Source organism: Pseudomonas sp. B21-059 (assembly GCF_026016285.1).
Lineage (GTDB): Bacteria > Pseudomonadota > Gammaproteobacteria > Pseudomonadales > Pseudomonadaceae > Aquipseudomonas > Aquipseudomonas danubii.
The window spans coordinates 954,880-973,811 of the sequence record NZ_CP087201.1 but is presented as its reverse complement, the minus strand read 5'-3'; the positions used below and the strand labels follow the sequence as shown (position 1 = coordinate 973,811).

At 60.9% G+C, this 18,932-nt stretch carries 16 protein-coding genes; 13 read left to right on the top strand and 3 right to left on the bottom strand.

Translation table 11 applies throughout. The annotated features are described in order from the left end of the window. Positions 1-97 precede the first annotated feature (97 nt). The 8 genes from LOY69_RS04320 to LOY69_RS04285 all read left to right on the top strand — a co-directional run bounded on the left by LOY69_RS04320 (position 98) and on the right by LOY69_RS04285 (position 10,791). Positions 98-1,723 (top strand): ABC transporter substrate-binding protein, encoded by a 1,626-nt coding sequence (locus LOY69_RS04320; protein WP_102878356.1) that lies wholly within the window; start codon positions 98-100, stop codon positions 1,721-1,723. Positions 1,724-2,030: 307 nt separating this feature from the next. Beyond that, positions 2,031-3,617 (top strand): ABC transporter substrate-binding protein, encoded by a 1,587-nt coding sequence (locus LOY69_RS04315; protein ID WP_110653059.1) that lies wholly within the window; start codon positions 2,031-2,033, stop codon positions 3,615-3,617. A gap of 166 nt (positions 3,618-3,783) precedes the next feature. After that, a complete protein-coding gene (locus tag LOY69_RS04310) occupies positions 3,784-5,160 on the top strand; it encodes an OprD family porin (RefSeq protein ID WP_265074176.1) in 1,377 nt (458 codons plus the stop codon). Positions 5,161-5,238: 78 nt separating this feature from the next. Then, complete coding sequence (locus tag LOY69_RS04305) at positions 5,239-6,834, top strand: ABC transporter substrate-binding protein (RefSeq protein ID WP_110596008.1); 1,596 nt, start codon at positions 5,239-5,241, stop codon at positions 6,832-6,834. A 73-nt stretch (positions 6,835-6,907) separates the two neighbouring features. Continuing rightward, on the top strand, positions 6,908-7,918 hold the full coding sequence (locus LOY69_RS04300; protein WP_102861119.1) for an ABC transporter permease subunit: 1,011 nt from the start codon (positions 6,908-6,910) through the stop codon (positions 7,916-7,918). A gap of 11 nt (positions 7,919-7,929) precedes the next feature. Further along, complete coding sequence (locus LOY69_RS04295; protein WP_011059232.1) at positions 7,930-8,841, top strand: ABC transporter permease subunit; 912 nt, start codon at positions 7,930-7,932, stop codon at positions 8,839-8,841. 10 nt (positions 8,842-8,851) lie between these two features. Then, on the top strand, positions 8,852-9,820 hold the full coding sequence (locus tag LOY69_RS04290; protein ID WP_102861118.1) for an ABC transporter ATP-binding protein: 969 nt from the start codon (positions 8,852-8,854) through the stop codon (positions 9,818-9,820). Then, positions 9,820-10,791 (top strand): peptide ABC transporter ATP-binding protein, encoded by a 972-nt coding sequence (locus tag LOY69_RS04285; protein ID WP_102861117.1) that lies wholly within the window; start codon positions 9,820-9,822, stop codon positions 10,789-10,791. Before LOY69_RS04290 ends, LOY69_RS04285 begins: the two co-directional genes overlap by 1 nt. Before the next feature lie 106 nt (positions 10,792-10,897). Here the strand turns inward: LOY69_RS04285 and LOY69_RS04280 are convergent, their stop codons facing one another. Together LOY69_RS04280 and LOY69_RS04275 are read right to left on the bottom strand one after the other, a co-directional pair. Next, positions 10,898-11,143, bottom strand: coding sequence for a hypothetical protein (locus LOY69_RS04280; RefSeq protein ID WP_265074175.1), 246 nt, complete (start codon positions 11,141-11,143; stop codon positions 10,898-10,900). A gap of 335 nt (positions 11,144-11,478) precedes the next feature. Next, entirely contained in the window at positions 11,479-13,062 is a 1,584-nt protein-coding gene (locus tag LOY69_RS04275) for a peptide chain release factor 3 (protein ID WP_102878351.1), read from the bottom strand. A gap of 349 nt (positions 13,063-13,411) precedes the next feature. On the opposite strand from LOY69_RS04275, the gene LOY69_RS04270 reads away from it, so the two are divergent. From LOY69_RS04270 to LOY69_RS04250, 5 genes are all read left to right on the top strand, one after another. Then, complete coding sequence (locus tag LOY69_RS04270) at positions 13,412-14,128, top strand: ABC transporter permease (RefSeq protein ID WP_102878350.1); 717 nt, start codon at positions 13,412-13,414, stop codon at positions 14,126-14,128. 24 nt (positions 14,129-14,152) lie between these two features. Then, positions 14,153-15,049, top strand: coding sequence for a glycine betaine ABC transporter substrate-binding protein (locus tag LOY69_RS04265; RefSeq protein ID WP_102878349.1), 897 nt, complete (start codon positions 14,153-14,155; stop codon positions 15,047-15,049). A gap of 15 nt (positions 15,050-15,064) precedes the next feature. After that, positions 15,065-15,718, top strand: coding sequence for an ABC transporter permease (locus LOY69_RS04260; RefSeq protein WP_102861112.1), 654 nt, complete (start codon positions 15,065-15,067; stop codon positions 15,716-15,718). After that, positions 15,715-16,872 carry a betaine/proline/choline family ABC transporter ATP-binding protein gene (locus tag LOY69_RS04255; protein WP_265074174.1) on the top strand — a complete coding sequence of 386 codons (1,158 nt, stop codon included), beginning with the start codon at positions 15,715-15,717 and terminating at the stop codon, positions 16,870-16,872. Before LOY69_RS04260 ends, LOY69_RS04255 begins: the two co-directional genes overlap by 4 nt. Positions 16,873-17,526: 654 nt before the next feature. Next, positions 17,527-18,690 carry a type III PLP-dependent enzyme gene (locus tag LOY69_RS04250; protein WP_102861110.1) on the top strand — a complete coding sequence of 388 codons (1,164 nt, stop codon included), beginning with the start codon at positions 17,527-17,529 and terminating at the stop codon, positions 18,688-18,690. A gap of 51 nt (positions 18,691-18,741) precedes the next feature. Here LOY69_RS04250 and LOY69_RS04245 read toward each other — a convergent pair whose 3' ends face one another. Further along, positions 18,742-18,930 carry a hypothetical protein gene (locus tag LOY69_RS04245; RefSeq protein ID WP_102878347.1) on the bottom strand — a complete coding sequence of 63 codons (189 nt, stop codon included), beginning with the start codon at positions 18,928-18,930 and terminating at the stop codon, positions 18,742-18,744. Positions 18,931-18,932: the final 2 nt, after the last annotated feature.

Here is an 18,932-nt window from a genome sequence, read left to right as displayed (position 1 = left end):
GCATCTTGCAATGGGTATGAGGGCTGCATAAGTATCGGCGGGTCGACTCACAAGGTCGCCCTCTACTCCAAAAATGACAACAAATCATGAGGCCACCATGTTCAAAAAAGCAGTCCTTCCGTTTTTAGTCAGTGCCGGCTTGCTGGCCAGCACCCCCTTCGCCCACGCGGCGACTAACCTGGTGTTCTGCTCTGAAGGGAGCCCGGCCGGTTTCGACCCTGGCCAGTACACCACCGGAACCGACTTCGACGCCTCAGCCGAAACCCTCTACAACCGCCTCAGCCAGTTCGAACGTGGCGGCACCGCAGTCATTCCGGGCCTGGCCACCAGTTGGGACATCTCGGACGACGGTCTGACCTACACCTTCCACCTGCGCGAAGGGGTCAAGTTCCACACCACGCCGTACTTCACCCCGACCCGTACCTTCAACGCCGACGACGTGCTGTTCACCTTCAACCGCATGATCGACAAGGACATGCCGTTCCGTAAGGCATACCCGACCGAATTCCCGTATTTCACCGACATGGGGATGGACACCAACATCACCAAGGTCGAGAAAGTCGACGACAAGACCGTCAAGTTCACCCTGAAAACCGTTGATGCCGCATTCATCCAGAACCTGGCCATGAGCTTTGCCTCCATCCAGTCCGCCGAGTACGCCGACAAGCTGCTCAAGGAAGGCAAGACCAGCGATATCAACCAGAAGCCGATCGGCACAGGTCCCTTCGTTTTCAAGAGCTACCAGAAAGACTCCAACATCCGCTACACCGGCAACAAGGACTACTGGAAACCTGAAGACGTGAAGATCGACAACCTGATCTTCGCCATCACCACCGACCCATCGGTGCGCATCCAGAAGCTGAAGAAGAACGAATGCCAGATCACCCTCTTCCCGCGCCCGGCCGACCTCAAGGCGCTCAAGGAAGACAAGACCCTGAAGATGCCTGAACAGGCAGGCTTCAACCTGGGCTACATCGCCTACAACGTGATGCCGGTGCTCAAGGGCCGCACCGACGCCAACCCGCTGGCTGACCTCAAGGTTCGCCAGGCACTGGACATGGCCGTCAACAAGCCGCAGATCATCGACTCGGTCTACCAGGGCGCCGGCCAACTGGCGGTCAACGCCATGCCGCCGACCCAATGGTCCTACGACACCAGCATCAAGGACGCCAAGTACGATCCCGAGAAAGCCAAGCAGTTGCTCAAGGAAGCGGGCATCAAGGAAGGCACCCAGATCACCCTCTGGGCCATGCCGGTACAGCGCCCGTACAACCCGAACGCCAAACTGATGGCCGAGATGCTGCAGTCCGACTGGGCCAAGATCGGTCTCAAGGTCAACATCGTCAGCTACGAGTGGGGCGAGTACATCAAGCGCTCCAAAGGCGGCGAGAACCAGGCGATGATCATCGGCTGGAGCGGCGACAATGGTGACCCCGACAACTGGCTCGGCACCCTGTTCGGTTGCGATGCAATGAACGGCAACAACTTCTCGAAATGGTGCGACAAGCCTTATGACGCCCTGATCAAGCAAGCCAAGGCCACGTCGGATGTGGCCAAACGCACCGAGCTGTACAAGCAGGCGCAACACATCCTCAAAGATGCCGTTCCGATGACACCTATCGCTCACTCGACGGTGTTCCAACCCATGCGCGCCAACGTGCAGGATTTCAAGATCAGCCCCTTTGGCTTGAACTCCTTCTACGGCGTAGGCATCGGCAAATAAGGTTCTGCAACGGCGACGTCCCTGGCGTCGCCGTTGTTTTACCGCCCCCCCTGAAAGCGTCCGGCCCTGGGGTCGAGATTGCGTCCTTTTGGACGTGATCTTTCGAATTTAGAGCCGATTCCTACAAGCCTTTCAGGTACAGCGCATATACGACCCAGCCTTCGGCTCCTAACGTCGAGGCATGGCAAAACTGCGTCTATCGGTGGGCATTTGCTGCAGCCATGGTTTGGCATCAATGGCCTGTACAGGCTCCAGGAAGGAGCCAGGGTCCATTGATCATCACAACAAAAAATGGAGATGGACCGTCATGCGTCATTCGCTGATTTTCTCGGCCCTGCTGGCCACCAGTTCGATCTGCAGCGCTGCCGACCGCAGCCTGGTGTTCTGTTCCGAAGGCAGCCCCGCAGGCTTTGACACCGCGCAGTACACCACCGCCACCGACAACGATGCCGCCGAGCCGTTGTACAACCGCCTCGTGGAGTTCGAAAAAGGCGCAACCAACGTACTGCCGGCCCTGGCCAAGAGCTGGGATATTTCCGAGGACGGCCTCAAGTACAGCTTTCACCTGCGTGAAGGGGTGAAGTTCCACAGCACTCCCTACTTCAAGCCCAGCCGTGACCTCAACGCCGACGACGTGCTGTTCACCTTCAATCGCATGCTCGACGCCGAACATCCGTTCCGTAAGGCTTATCCAACGGAGTTTCCCTACTTCAACGGCATGAGCCTGAACAAGAACATCGCCAAGGTCGAAAAAACCGACCCCATGACCGTGGTCATGACCCTCAACACCGTGGACGCCGCGTTCATCCAGAACCTGGCCATGAGCTTTGCCGCGATCCTCTCCGCCGAATACGCCGAGCAACTGCTCAAGGCCGGCACGCCCAGCCAGATCAACCAGCAACCCATCGGCACCGGACCTTTCGTGTTCCAGCGCTACCAGAAAGACTCGCAGATCCGCTACGCCGCCAACCCGCATTACTGGGACCCGAGCCGGGTCAAGCTCGACAGGCTGATCTTCGCCATCAACACCGATGCCTCGGTACGCGTGCAGAAGCTGCGCGCCGGCGAATGCCAGGTGACCCTGCACCCGCGTCCCGCCGACATCGATGCCCTGAAAAACGACCCGAAACTGCAAGTCATCGAGAAGCCCGGCTTCAACCTCGGCTACATCGCCTACAACGTGCAACACAAACCCTTCGACCGCCTCGAAGTGCGCCAGGCACTGGACATGGCGGTGAACAAGCAGAGCATCCTCAATGCCGTGTACCAGGGCGCCGGCCAGTTGGCGGTGAACGCCATGCCGCCCACCCAGTGGTCCTACGACGAGACGGTCAAGGACGCTGCCTACAACCCGGAAAAGGCCCGTGAGCTGCTCAAGGCTGCCGGGGTCAAGGAAGGCACGGAAATCACCCTCTGGGCCATGCCCGTGCAACGCCCCTACAACCCCAACGCCAAGCTGATGGCCGAAATGCTCCAGTCCGACTGGGCGAAGATCGGCCTCAAGGTGAAGATCGTCAGCTACGAATGGGGCGAATACATCAAGCGCACCAAAAACGGCGAACACGACATCAGCCTGATCGGCTGGACCGGAGACAACGGTGACCCGGACAACTGGCTCGGCACCCTGTACAGCTGTGACGCCATCGGCGGCAACAACTACTCCATGTGGTGCGACCCGCAATACGACCAGTTGATCAAGCAAGCCAAGGTCGTCACCGACCGTGAACAGCGCACCGAGCTCTATAAGCAGGCCCAGCAGTTGCTCAAGCAGCAAGTGCCGATCACGCCTGTGGCCCACTCGACGATCAACCAGCCGTTGAGTGCGAAAGTCGAGGGTTTCAAGGTCAGTCCCTTCGGCCGCAACTCCTTCTCAGGTGTCAGCCTGACCCCATAACCGATGAGCCAGAACCCTGAGGGCGACTCTCGCCCTCACGCAGGCGCTTTGCCTGAATTCGGCGATTGAGCCGCGTGCAAACGTTTGCGATGCCATGAATGAGTTCCAAAAACCAGCCGGCCCAAAAAAACCGGCATCTAAAAAAGAAAACAAAGGAGCTTCACCCATGAAACTGAGCAGCAGCGCATTGTTAGCCTTGGCTATCAGTAGCATCACCGCCACGGCCTATGCGGAGAACGTCAGCCAGGACTTCGTCCCGACTGTACAGAACAGCACCAATGCCCAGGCGGAGGCCAAAGGCTTCATCGAAGGGCAAAGCCTGTCGGGGACCACCCGCAACTGGTACGCCAACGAGCTGAAACGTCGCGATGATCGTTTTTCGTACAACCATAACGGTCAAGCAACCTCGACCCCACGCCGCATCAACTGGGTCCAGGGCACCATTCTCAACTACAGCTCCGGCTTCACCGAAGGCACCGTGGGCGTCAGCACCGAAGTCGCAGCCTACAACGCCATTGCCCTGGATCGTGACCGCAAGCACATCGCCGGCAAGAACAACCGCACCCTGACCCATTCCGACGGCGATGCCGTGGGCCAGTGGAGCAAGCTGGGCCTGGCCAACGTCAAGTTCCGCGTGTCCAACACCACCCTGACCGCCGGCCGGCAGAACTTCAGCACGCCAATCGTCGATGTCATCGGCAACCGTGCACTGCCTTCGAGCTTTGAAGGGGTGAGCATCCACAGCGAAGAATTCAACAACCTGTCGTTCGATGCCGGCACCTTCGACCGGGTATCGCCACGGACCGAACAGAGCCTGTCGAAATTCCGCTCCGAATACACCAACAACACCGCCGAGACCGACCGCGTGAGCATCGTCGGCCTCAACTACCAGCCGCTGAAAAGCCTGAAGACCAGCCTCTACGCCTCCAAGGTGGAAGACTTCTGGAACCAGTACTACTTCGGCGGCACCCACGAGCTGGGCGACAGCTCGGTACTGAGCCTGACCACCGGGCTGAACTACTACAAGACCGTCGACACCGGCAAGAAAGAGATGGGCAATATCGACAACGATACCTACTCCCTGTCTCTCGGCCTGACCCACCAGGCCCATAGCCTGACCTTCTCGTACCAGGAAGTCAGCGGCAACGAGTACTTCGACTACCTGCACGAAACCAACGGCATCTACCTGGCCAACTCCCTGCTCTCGGACTTCAACGGCCCGAACGAGAAATCCTTCCAGATCGCCTACGGTCTGAACATGGCCGAATACGGCGTACCCGGCCTGAAGTTCAACATCTACCAGGCCCGTGGCTGGGGCATCGACGGCACCCATTACACCGGCACGGCCTACGACGTGAAGAAAATGGACGGCGAACACCACTACGAATACGGCATCGGTGCTTCCTACGCCGTGCAGAGCGGCCCGCTGAAAGCCACGGCGATCCGCGCCACCTACACCACTCACCGTGCGAGCGAGAACCAGGCCGACGGCAACATCAATGAATTCCGTCTGGTCACCACCATCCCGTTCAATATTCTCTAACCCACCAGTTGAAGGGCGGACTCATGACGAATCCGCCATTCAAGCTAATCTGGTTCAATTGATTGCAGAGGGTTCTTGATGAAAATGCTTCCCCTGAGAGCGGCCATGGGCGCCGCACTGCTGAGCGTCGCCATGGGCGTCGCGGCCAAACCCTTGGTGGTCTGTACCGAAGCCAGCCCGGAAGGCTTCGATATGGTCCAGTACACGACTGCAGTCACTGCCGATGCGGTGGCGGAAACCATCTTCAACCGCCTGGTGGACTTCAAGCCCGGCACCACGGACATCCAGCCCGCCCTGGCGGAGTCCTGGGAGATCAGCCCGGACGGCCTGCAATACACTTTCCACCTGCGCAAAGGCGTCAAGTTCCACACCACCGACTACTTCACCCCAACCCGCGACATGAACGCCGACGACGTGCTCTGGAGCTTCCAGCGTCAACTGGACCCGAAGCATCCCTGGCATGACAAATCCAGCGTCGGCTTCCCCTATTTCGAAAGCATGGGTTTCAAGGAACTGCTCAAAAGTGTCGAGAAGACTGACGACCACACCGTGGTCTTCACCCTGACCCGCCGCGAGGCACCGTTCCTGGCCGACATCGCCATGGCCTTCTCTTCAATTTTCCCGGCGGAATACGCCGACAAGCTGCTCAAGGAAGGCAAGACAGCCGACCTCAACAGCAAGCCCATCGGCACCGGCCCGTTCATTTTCACGCGTTACGCCAAGGACGCCCAGGTCCGTTTCAAGGCCAACCCGGACTACTTCCGGGGCAAGGCACCGGCGGACCCGCTGGTGCTGGCAATTACCACCGATAACAACGTGCGCCTGCAGAAGCTCAAGGCCAACGAATGCCAGATCGCCCTGTACCCCAAGCCCGATGACATCCCCAGCATCAAGGCCGACGCCAACCTCAAGGTCGACGAGCTGGCCGCCATGACCACCGGCTACATCGCCATGAACACCACGCGCAAATACATGAGCGACGTGCGAGTGCGCAAAGCCATCGACATCGCCTTCGACAAGGAAGCCTACGTCAACAGTCTCTATGGCAAAGGCAACGCCCTGGTGGGTACCGGCCCTTATCCTCCGACCTTGCTGGGCTTCAACACCAGCCTGCAGAACCCGGCCCGGGACCTGGACAAGGCCCGTGCCCTGCTCAAGGAAGCCGGCGTGCCGGATGGCACGGTCATCACCCTGTTCACCCGCAATGGCGGTGGCCCAACCAACCCCAACCCTTTGCTGGGGGCCCAGATGATGCAGGCTGACCTGGCCAAGATCGGCCTCAAGCTCGAGATCCGCGTCATGGAGTGGGGCGAGATGCTCAAGCGTGCGAAAAACGGCGAACACGATATGGTGTCGGCCGGCTGGGCAGGTGACAACGGCGATCCGGACAACTTCCTGACCCCGAACCTGAGTTGTGACGCCGCCAAGAACGGCGAAAACTACGCCCGCTGGTGCAACAAGGAGTTCCAGGACCTGATCGACCAGGCCCGTTCCGACGCTGAACCTGCCAAACGCGCAGAGCTCTATGAAAAGGCGTTGCTGATTTTCCAACAGGATCAACCGTGGATTCCCATGGCCTATCCGAAGATGTTCACCGCCATGCGCAAGAACGTCGAGGGTTACCACCAGAGCCCCCTGACCACCAACAACTTCGCGACCACCCAAGTGAAGTGATAAGAAACGCCCGCCGCCCTTGACCCCAAGGGCGGCGGGAACGCCTAACCGGCTGATTGAGGTACTTCAGAAGATGTTTAGTTTTATTGCCCGCCGTGTGGGGTTGTTGATCCCCACATTCTTCGGCATCACCTTGCTGACCTTCGCCTTGATACGCATGATTCCCGGCGACCCCGTGGAAGTCATGATGGGCGAACGTCGGGTCGACCCCGAGATGCATGCCCAGGCAATGGAACGCCTTGGATTGAACAAACCGCTGTATGCCCAATACCTGGACTACATCGGCAAGCTCGCCCACGGTGACCTGGGCGAATCCCTGCGCACCCGCACCAGTGTGTGGAGCGAATTCACTTCGCTGTTCCCCGCGACCCTGGAACTGTCCATGGCCGCCCTGCTGTTCGCCGGCATCCTCGGGCTGCTGGCCGGGGTGATCGCCGCCCTCAAGCGAGGCTCCCTGTTCGACCATGGGGTCATGGGCATCTCGCTGGCGGGTTACTCGATGCCGATCTTCTGGTGGGGCCTGATCCTGATCATGTTCTTCTCGGTGAGCCTGGGCTGGACCCCGGTGTCCGGACGCATCGACCTGCTCTACGACATCGAGCCGAAAACCGGCTTCATGCTCATCGACACCCTGCTGGCCAAAGACACCGACGCCTTCTTCGACGCCCTGCATCACCTGATCCTGCCGGCCATCGTTCTGGGCACCATTCCCCTGGCGGTGATCGCGCGGATGACTCGCTCCTCGATGCTCGAAGTGCTGCGTGAAGACTACATCCGCACCGCCAAGGCCAAGGGCCTGTCGCCTGCGCGGGTGGTATTCGTCCACGGCTTGCGTAACGCACTGATTCCGGTGCTCACGGTGGTTGGCCTGCAAGTCGGCACCCTGCTGGCCGGCGCCGTGCTGACCGAAACCATCTTCTCCTGGCCGGGAATCGGCAAGTGGCTGATCGAAGCCATCGGCGCCCGGGACTATCCCGTGGTGCAGAACGGCATCCTGCTGATCGCCTGCCTGGTGATCATGGTCAACTTCGTGGTGGACATCCTCTACGGCTTTGCCAACCCACGCATCCGTCACCAGCGCTGAGATCAAGACTAATGAGCACTCCAACTTCCTCAGTAGCAGTCGATCAAAGCCTGCTCTATCCGTCCGTTTACAAAGAATTCTGGCAGCACTTTTCGCGCAACAAAGGCGCGGTGGCCGGCCTGCTGTTCATGCTGCTGATCGTGTTCTGCGCGCTGTTCGCCCCTTGGGTGGCGCCGCACAACCCCAGCGAGCAGTACCGCGACTTCCTGCTGACGCCGCCGGCCTGGCTCGAAGGCGGGCAGATGCAGTTCCTGCTGGGCACCGATGAGCTGGGTCGCGACCTGCTGTCGCGCCTGATCCAGGGTTCGCGGCTGTCGTTGCTGATCGGTTTGTCATCGGTGGTGATGTCGCTGATCCCGGGCATCCTCCTGGGGCTGTTCGCCGGTTTCTTCCCGCGCTTGCTGGGCCCGACCATCATGCGCCTGATGGACATCATGCTGGCCCTGCCTTCGCTGCTGCTGGCCGTGGCCATCGTCGCCATCCTCGGCCCAGGCCTGATCAACACCGTGATCGCCATTGCCGTGGTGTCCCTGCCGTCCTATGTGCGCCTGACCCGTGCCGCGGTGATGGGCGAACTGAACCGCGACTACGTGACCGCCGCGCGCCTGGCCGGTGCCGGCCTGCCGCGCCTGATGTTCATCACCGTGCTGCCCAATTGCATGGCGCCACTGATCGTCCAGGCCACCTTGAGCTTCTCCTCGGCCATCCTCGACGCCGCCGCCCTGGGCTTCCTCGGCCTGGGCGTGCAACCGCCAACTCCAGAGTGGGGCACCATGCTGGCCTCGGCCCGGGACTACATCGAACGCGCCTGGTGGGTCGTGAGCCTGCCGGGTCTGACCATTTTGCTCAGCGTGCTGGCAATCAACCTGATGGGCGACGGCCTGCGCGATGCGCTGGACCCGAAACTCAAGAACGCCGCCTGAGGAGATTCCCATGTCATTGCTAGAAATCAAGAATCTCAACGTACGCTTCGGCGATGCCACGGCGGTGCCGGTGGTGGACGGCCTCGACCTCAAGGTCGACAAGGGCGAAGTGCTGGCCATCGTCGGCGAGTCCGGCTCCGGCAAATCGGTGACCATGATGGCGCTGATGGGGCTGATCGAGCACCCAGGCATCGTCACCGCCGATGCCTTGAGCTTCGACGGCCGCGACATGCTCAAGCTCAGCGCCCGCCAGCGCCGGCAGATCGTCGGCAAGGACCTGGCCATGGTCTTCCAGGACCCGATGACCGCGCTCAACCCCAGCTACACCGTGGGCTTCCAGATCGAGGAAGTGCTGCGCCTGCACCTGAAGATGTCCGCCAAGGCCGCGCGCAAGCGCGCCATCGAACTGCTGGAGAAGGTCGAGATCCCCGGCGCTGCCAGCCGCATGGACGCCTACCCGCACCAGCTGTCCGGCGGCATGAGCCAACGGGTGGCGATCGCCATGGCGATTGCCGGCGAACCCAAGCTGCTGATCGCCGACGAACCCACCACCGCTCTGGACGTGACCATCCAGGCGCAGATCATGGACCTGCTGCTCAACCTGCAGAAAGAGCAGAACATGGGCCTGGTGCTGATCACCCACGACCTGGCCGTGGTGGCCGAAACCGCCCAGCGCGTCTGCGTGATGTACGCCGGGCAAGCCGTGGAAGTCGGCCAGGTGCCGCAGCTGTTCGACATCCCCGCGCACCCTTACAGCGAAGCGCTGCTGGCGGCGATTCCCGAGCACAGCCTGGGCGCCACCCGCCTCTCGACCCTGCCGGGTATCGTCCCCGGGCGTTATGACCGCCCACAAGGCTGCCTGCTGTCGCCACGCTGTCCCTATGCTCAGGACAACTGCCGTCAGCAACGCCCCAGCCTCGACCCGAAAGCCGCCAGCCTGGTGCGCTGCTTCTACCCGCTCAATCAGGAGGTGGCGTAATGGCCGTCGTTCTTACCGCCCGCGACCTGACCCGTCACTACGAAGTGTCCCGTGGCCTGTTCAAGGGCCATGCCACCGTGCGTGCCCTCAACGGCGTGTCCTTTGAACTGGAAGCCGGCAAGACCCTGGCCGTGGTCGGCGAGTCCGGCTGCGGCAAGTCCACCCTGGCCCGGGCCCTGACCCTGATCGAGGAACCCTCTTCCGGCTCGCTGAAAATCGCCGGCCAGGAAGTGGCCGGCGCCGACAAGGCCCAGCGCAAGCAACTGCGCAAAGACGTGCAGATGGTGTTCCAGAGCCCTTATGCCTCGCTCAACCCACGGCAGAAGATTGGCGATCAACTGGCCGAGCCGCTCTTGATCAACACCAAGCTGTCCGCCGCCGAACGCCGGGAAAAAGTCCAGGCGATGATGAAGCAGGTGGGCCTGCGCCCCGAGCATTACCAGCGCTACCCACATATGTTCTCCGGCGGCCAGCGCCAGCGCATTGCCCTGGCCCGGGCGATGATGCTGCAACCCAAGGTGTTGGTGGCGGATGAGCCAACCTCGGCCCTGGACGTGTCGATCCAGGCCCAGGTGCTGAACCTGTTCATGGACCTGCAACAGGAATTCAACACCGCCTACGTGTTCATCTCCCACAACCTGGCGGTGGTGCGTCACGTCGCCGACCAGGTGCTGGTGATGTACCTCGGCCGGCCGGTGGAAATGGGCCCCAAGGAGGACATCTACACCCGCCCCCTGCATCCCTACACCCAGGCGCTGCTGTCGGCGACCCCAACCATCCATCCGGACCCGGACAAGCCGAAGATCAAGATCGTCGGCGAATTGCCCAACCCGCTGAACCCGCCACCCGGCTGTGCCTTCCACAAGCGCTGCCCCTACGCCACCGAGCGTTGCAGCACGCAAGAGCCGGCCCTGCGCCAGCTCGACAGCCGCCAGGTGGCTTGCCACTACGCCGAGCAGTTTGTGGTTTAAGCGGACATGAAAAAGGCGCTCCCGAAACACTCCGGGAGCGCCTGTACAGTGTTCCACTCGCCCCTGGCAATGGATTGCGCATCAGTCCGTGGCCAGGGGTTTTCTTTTAGCTCTGGCTGTCACCCTCGTCGTCATCGTCGGTGGTCTGATCGTCATCGCCCGAACTGCCCCCCTGCCCTTCATCCCCCGGTTCCGACTCGGACTGGGCGAGCATCTGTTCCGGTTCGCCTATGGTCGACGAAAAGCCCGGCTCCTTGACCTCCAGCAGATTGTGAGCCCAGGCCGCCGAGGTTCCGAGCGACAGCATCACCAGCACTTTGATCAGCAACAGCGTGCGTTGAAAAAGATTCATAGCCGATTCCATCCTTCACAGGTGAATCATCAAAGGCTGCGCCCAACCTTGCGAAGGTCACAGCACTGTCTGAAACCTAGTCCCGATATCCCGGCTTTTCCAGATAGCAGGCTATCGACAGCCAAACCTGCCGGGCCCTTCCGACTAACGGCGCTCCCTGAAATACACCACAACCGGTAGGAGCCGGCTTGCCGGCGAAGAGGCCCGCAAGCCATGCACCGCCGCGTCCGCCGCCTTCGCTGGCAAGCCAGCTCCTACGGGGCGGCGGGCCTGTCCTGCGCGCAACAAAAAGCCCCGCTGTCTGCACAGCGGGGCTTGGGGTGTTACAGGCGAACTTAGTGATGTTCGCGGGTGGCGCGGAATTTCACGTCTGGCCAGCGCTCTTCCATCAGCGCCAGGTTGACCCGGGTCGGCGCCAGGTAAGTCAGGTGACCACCGCCGTCCAAAGCCAGGTTTTCCACCGCCTTGTTGGAAAACTCTTCCAGCTTCTTCTTGTCGCTGCACTCAATCCAGCGGGCGGACCATACGGTGATCGGCTCATAGGAGCACTCCACCTTGTATTCCTCCTTCAGGCGGCTGGCCACCACATCGAACTGCAGCACACCCACGGCGCCGAGGATGATGTCGTTGCTGCGCTCCGGGAAGAACACCTGGGTCGCGCCTTCTTCGGCCAGCTGTTGCAGGCCCTGGCGCAGTTGCTTGGACTTGAGCGGGTCCTTCAGGCGCACGCGGCGGAAGAGTTCCGGGGCGAAGTGCGGGATACCGGTGAAGCCCAGGGCCTCGCCTTCGGTGAAGGTATCGCCGATCTGGATGGTGCCGTGGTTGTGCAGGCCGATGATGTCGCCAGCGTAGGCTTCTTCCAGCTGTTCACGCTCGGAGGAGAAGAAGGTCAGGGCGTCGCCGATGCGCACGTCCTTGCCGGTGCGTACGTGGCGCATCTTCATACCCTTCTCGTACTTGCCCGAGCAGATGCGCATGAAGGCGATACGGTCGCGGTGCTTGGGGTCCATGTTCGCCTGGATCTTGAACACGAAACCGCTGAATTTCTCTTCCTGGGGGGCGACGCTGCGCTCGTTGGCAACACGAGCCAGCGGCAGCGGCGCCCAGTCCACCACGGCATCGAGTACGTGATCGACACCGAAGTTGCCCAGGGCGGTACCGAAGAACACCGGGGTCAACTGGCCGTCGAGGAACTCCTGCTGGTTGAACTCGTGGCAGGCACCCTGCACCAGTTCCAACTGCTCGATGAAACGCTCGTACTCGTCACCCAGGTGGGCACGGGCTTCGTCGGAGTCGAGTTTCTCGATGATCTTGGTTTCGGTACGTTCGTGGCCGTGGCCCGGGGTGTAGACGATGATGTAGTCGCCCGCCAGGTGGTACACACCCTTGAAGTCGCGGTAGCAACCGATCGGCCAGGTGATAGGCGCGGCCTTGATCTTCAGCACCGCTTCGATTTCGTCCAGCAGCTCGATCGGGTCGCGAATATCGCGGTCGAGTTTGTTGATGAAGCTGACGATGGGCGTATCCCGCAGCCGGCAGACGTCCATCAGGGCGATGGTCCGTGGCTCAACGCCCTTACCGCCGTCGAGCACCATCAGCGCCGAGTCCACGGCAGTCAGAGTGCGATAGGTATCTTCCGAGAAGTCTTCGTGGCCCGGGGTGTCCAGCAGGTTGATCATGTGTTCGCGATAGGGGAACTGCATGACCGACGTGGTAATGGAAATACCCCGCTGCTTCTCCATCTCCATCCAGTCGGAAGTGGCATGGCGGTCGGACTTACGCGATTTGACCGTACCCGCCACCGCAATCGCCTTGCCCATCAGCAAGAGCTTTTCGGTGATGGTGGTCTTACCCGCATCCGGGTGGGAAATAATGGCGAAAGTGCGGCGTTTCGCGACTTCGGCGGCCTGGTTGGTCATGGGAAATCGCCTGGCGGTGATCAAAAAAGGGCGCAGATTATAGCCCACACAAAGCCTTGCGGGCCACCGCTGCCCCCGTCGCCCAGGCCACCGCGCGGCAGATAAACGGTGGCTAAATGCTGCCAAGTATGGAACCTTTTAAAACGTGGAGACGTCCACTCCCCTGTCACGCGCTGTCGTCAGGGGCTGAAATATCAGCACGTTAGCTTGACGAAGCTGCGCTCATGGCTCGTTCACCCGCCGCTTTGCCGGCACTCGACGAGCTGCTTTTCGCGCGTACTTTCGCGGCAGCCAGGAATGGCCTTGCCACACGGGAAAGTGCCCGCCGACTGAAAAAAGGAGTCCGCCTGTGGCTATTCGCTATGGCAAAGGGCTGATAGGAGGCGCTGCGGTAATCGCCCTCCTGGCCCTGCTGGTCCACTGGATCGGCATCACGACGATCGAACACTACCGCGACGATCTGTTGTTCTACCTGCAAGCTCATCTGTTCCTGGTCCTGGCGTCCATGCTCGCCGCACTGCTCGTGGGCATCCCCGCCGGCATCTTCCTCAGCCGCCCGAGCATGGTCGGACGCGCCGAACGCTTCATGCAAGTGTTCAACATCGGTAACACCGTCCCCCCTCTGGCCGTCCTGGCCATCGCCCTGGGGATTCTCGGCATCGGCAGTGGCCCGGCCATCTTCGCGTTGTTCCTCGCCTCCTTGCTGCCCATCGTGCGTAACACCTACGAAGGCCTGAAAAACGTCCAGGGTTCCCTCAAGGAAGCCGCCGTCGGCATCGGCATGACCCCGCGCCAGGTGCTGTGGAAAGTCGAATTGCCCAACGCCGTGCCGATCATCATCGGTGGCGTGCGGGTGGCCCTGGCGATCAACGTCGGCACCGCGCCCCTGGCCTTCCTGATCGGCGCCAACAGCCTGGGCAGCCTGATCTTCCCCGGCATCGCCCTGAACAATCAGCCGCAATTGCTGCTCGGCGCCGCCTGTACCGCGCTGCTGGCCTTGCTCCTCGACGGTCTGGTCACCCTGGCCAGCCGCCTCTGGCTGGAACGTGGTCTGCGCCCGTCCTAAGTCCGTAAGCGCCAAGGAATGAACATGAAAAAAACAAGCCTGATACTCGGCTGCATCCTGCTTTTCGCTGGATGGGTGCAAGCCGCGGAAAAACCACTGATCCGCATTGGTGCCCGGGTCTTCACCGAACAGACCCTGCTGGCGGAAATCACCTCCCAGTACCTGCGCAGCAAGGGTTACGACACCCGCGTCACCGGCGGCCTGGGCAGCAACCTGGCGCGCAGCGCCCAGGAAAGCGGCCAGCTGGACCTGATCTGGGAATACACCGGGGTCTCGCTGGTGGCCTACAACCACATCGACGAGAAACTCGACAGCCAGCAGTCCTACGCCCGAGTCAAAGAACTCGACGCGAAAAAAGGCCTGGTCTGGTTGGCGCCGTCCAAGTTCAGCAATACCTACGCCCTGGCCCTGCCGGAGAACGTGGCCAAGGAACATCCACAGATCAACAGCATCAGCGACCTGACCCGAGCCCTGGCCGAAAACCCCAAGGAAAACCGCCTGGTGGCCCTGGACACCGAGTTCGCCAACCGCTCCGACGGCCTGGCCGGCATGGTCAAGCTGTACGACATGAACCTGACCCGCAAGAACACCCGGCAAATGGACGCCGGCCTGGTCTACACCGCCTTGCGCAATGGCCAGGTATTTGCCGGTTTGGTCTACACCACCGACGGTCGGCTCAACGCCTTCAAGCTCAAGCTGCTGCAAGACGACAAGCATTACTTCCCGGACTACACCGCAGCCCCCGTGGTGCGTCAGGCGTATCTCGACGCCCACCCGCAATTGGCGGCCGATCTCAAGCCGCTGGCGGCGCTGTTCGACGACGAAACCATGCGCCAGCTGAACGCGCGGGTCGACGTCGACCATGAAAGCCCTTCCGCCGTGGCCGCAGATTTTCTGCGCCAGCATCCGATCAACCACTAATAGAGAGGAGAAGACATGGAATTCTTGAACGCCTTTTCCCATCTCGATTGGGCCCAGGTCCTGCACCTGACCTGGCAGCACATCACCCTGGTGGGCATCGCCGTGACCCTGGCGATTGTCTTCGGTGTGCCCCTGGGCATCCTGATGACCCGCTTCCCGACCCTCGCCGGCCCGTTGCAGGCCAGCGCCACCGTGCTGCTGACCATTCCCTCCATCGCCCTGTTCGGCCTGCTGCTGCCGTTCTACTCCAAGTTCGGCCAGGGCCTGGGGCCGCTGCCGGCCATCACGGCGGTGTTCCTCTATTCCCTGCTGCCGATCATGCGCAACACCTACCTGGCCCTGACCGGCGTCGAGCCGGGCATCCGCGAAGCCGCCCGCGGCATCGGCATGACCTTCGGCCAGCGCCTGCGCATGGTCGAACTGCCGATCGCGGTGCCGGTGATCCTCGCTGGGGTGCGCACCGCCGTGGTGATGAACATCGGCGTCATGACCATCGCCGCCACCATTGGCGCCGGCGGCCTGGGCGTACTCATTCTTGCTTCCATCAGCCGCAGCGACATGTCGATGCTGATCGTCGGCGCGCTACTGGTCAGTCTCCTGGCCATCTTCGCCGACCTGCTTCTGCAATGGCTGCAACGCTCGCTGACACCAAAAGGACTGCTCAAATGATCGAACTTCAAAAGCTGACCAAGACCTTCCAAAGCAACGGCAAGACCATCACCGCCGTTGACTCCGTAAGCCTGACCGTCAATGAAGGCGAAATTTGCGTATTCCTCGGCCCTTCGGGCTGCGGCAAAAGCACCACGCTGAAGATGATCAACCGCCTGATCAAGCCCACCTCGGGCAAGATCCTGATCAACGGCGAAGACACCACCGACCTCGACGAAGTCACCCTGCGCCGCAACATCGGCTATGTGATCCAGCAGATCGGCCTGTTCCCCAACATGACCATCGAGGAAAACATCGTGGTGGTGCCCAAGCTGCTGGGCTGGGACAAGCAGAAATGCCACGACCGCGCCCGTGAGCTGATGAGCATGATCAAGCTCGAACCCAAGCAGTACCTGCATCGGTATCCGCGGGAACTGTCCGGCGGCCAGCAACAGCGCATCGGGGTGATCCGCGCCCTGGCGGCGGACGCCCCGCTGCTGCTGATGGACGAGCCCTTCGGCGCGGTGGACCCGATCAACCGCGAGATGATCCAGAACGAGTTCTTCGAGATGCAGCGCGCGCTAAACAAGACCGTGATCATGGTCAGCCACGACATCGACGAAGCCATCAAGCTGGGTGACAAGATCGCCATCTTCCGCGCCGGCAAGCTGCTGCAGATCGATCACCCGGACACCTTGCTGGCGCACCCGGCGGACGACTTCGTCAGCAACTTCGTCGGCCAGGACAGCACCTTGAAACGCCTGCTGCTGGTGAAGGCCGAAGACGCCGCGGACAACGCTCCGTCGGTGAGCCCGGAAACCCCGGTAGCCGAGGCCCTGGACCTGATGGACGAACACGACCGCCGCTACGTGGTGGTGACCTGCGCCGAGAACAAGGCCCTGGGTTATGTACGCCGTCGCGACCTGCACCGTCAGACCGGCACCTGCGCCCAGTTCCTGCGCGAATTCAACGCCACCGCCGCCTACGACGAACACCTGCGGATTCTTCTGTCGCGCATGTACGAGTTCAACCGTTCGTGGCTGCCGGTGCTGGATGCCGAGCGGGTATTTCTCGGTGAGGTGACCCAGGAATCCATTGCGGCCTACCTGAGCTCCGGGCGTTCGCGGGGGATGAAGACCCACATCGTCTCGCCGGCTGAGGCAGTGGTCGCCTGATCAATAAATAGCCAACAACGAACCTGTGGCGAGGGCGCTTGCTGCACCTGGGCCGTGAAGCGGCCCCTCTTTGCCAAAAAGAGTGGAACTGCTGCGCAGTTCATCGGGAGCAAGCGCCCTCGCCACTGGTTTTTCGGCTCACTGACATGGCGGAAAAAAATATCAACAGCCGCCCCCGCGAACGCCGTCCGGCGACACCTTCCGAAGCAGCCAAGATCCTCCTCTGACCAGCCTCTCGTCGCTAACGTCGCCGATGTTGACGCCTTCATACTTTCCAGACACTTGGCGCGCAAAAGCGTCGAACGTGCAGGTATTTTTAACACCTGGAAAATCTTCGGGAACATCTGTCCGTCATCTGTGTCGGCTACAAAGAGAGGTGTCGTTTACGCACGTCAGACAAGTGCAAAAACGCGACATTTTTTGTTGATCTCAGGCCCCTCACCACCTAAAGTTCGCGCCGAACGTCCATGCTGGAAACGATCCATCCGGCTCAAGTACTGACGACGAGACAGCAAGGCCAAGGGAAACTTTCCCATGGCCTTTTTGCTTTCGGCGACATGCCTTGGGAAGTAGGCGAACCAAAGTGGGGATACGGAGGACGTTCTGATTTGCACCCATTGATTTCTAACGTTTGCCAGTAGGAGCTCCCAACGCATGTCGATTAATGTCGAAGACTATTTCGCGCGCGAAACCTTTCAAAAAATGAAGGCGTTCGCCGACCAGCAAGAAACCCCGTTCGTGGTCATCGACACCCAGATGATCGCCCAGGCCTATGACGACCTGCGCGCTGGTTTCGAATTCGCCAAGGTCTACTACGCGGTCAAGGCCAACCCGGCCGCCGAGATCATCGACCTGCTGCACGAAAAAGGCTCCAGCTTCGACATCGCCTCGATCTACGAGCTGGACAAAGTGCTGGGCCGCGGCGTCAACCCGGCCAACATCAGCTACGGCAACACCATCAAGAAATCCAAGGACATCCGCTACTTCTATGAGAAGGGCGTGCGTCTGTATGCCACCGACTCCGAAGCCGACCTGCGCAACATCGCCAAGGCCGCCCCGGGTTCGAAAGTCTATGTGCGCATCCTCACCGAAGGCTCCACCACCGCCGACTGGCCACTGTCGCGCAAATTCGGCTGCCAGACCGACATGGCCATGGACCTGCTGATCCTCGCCCGCGACCTGGGCCTGGTGCCTTACGGCGTGTCGTTCCACGTGGGTTCGCAACAGCGCGACATCAGCGTCTGGGACGCGGCGATCGCCAAGGTCAAAGTGATCTTCGAACGCCTGAAGGAAGAAGACGGCATCGAGCTCAAACTGATCAACATGGGCGGTGGCTTCCCGGCCAACTACATCACCCGTACCAACAGCCTGGAAACCTACGCCGAGGAAATCATCCGCTTCCTCAAGGAAGACTTCGGCGACGAGCTGCCGGAAATCATCCTTGAGCCTGGCCGTTCGCTGATTGCCAACGCCGGCATCCTGGTCAGCGAAGTGGTGCTGGTGGCGCGTAAATCCCGCACCGCCGTGGAGCGCTGGGTCTACACCGACGTGGGCAAATTCTCCGGCCTGATCGAAACCATGGACGAGTCCATCAAGTTCCCGATCTGGACCGAGAAGAAAGGCGAAGTGGAAGAAGTGGTCATCGCCGGCCCAACCTGCGACAGCGCCGACATCATGTACGAGAACTACAAGTACGGCCTGCCGCTGAACCTGGCCATCGGCGACCGCCTGTACTGGCTGTCCACCGGCGCCTACACCACCAGCTACAGCGCGGTGGAATTCAACGGCTTTCCGCCGCTGAAGGCGTTTTACCTGTAAGGACAGTGGCTAGCTGCTAGCGACAAGCTGCAGGAAAAAGCCCATGACCTGTCATGGGCTTTTGGCTTTTTGTGGCGGCGGTTTTGGCAAAGGACAAGGCTGACTCAAGCTCGCAGCCCACGCCACGACTTGCTGATGGTCGATCACTCTTGCGCAATCGACATCGGCCATTGCTTCCAGTGTCCTGCGAGTGGCGACATTGAAAGACGGCAGGCCAAAAGAGACTTGGGAATCACTCATGA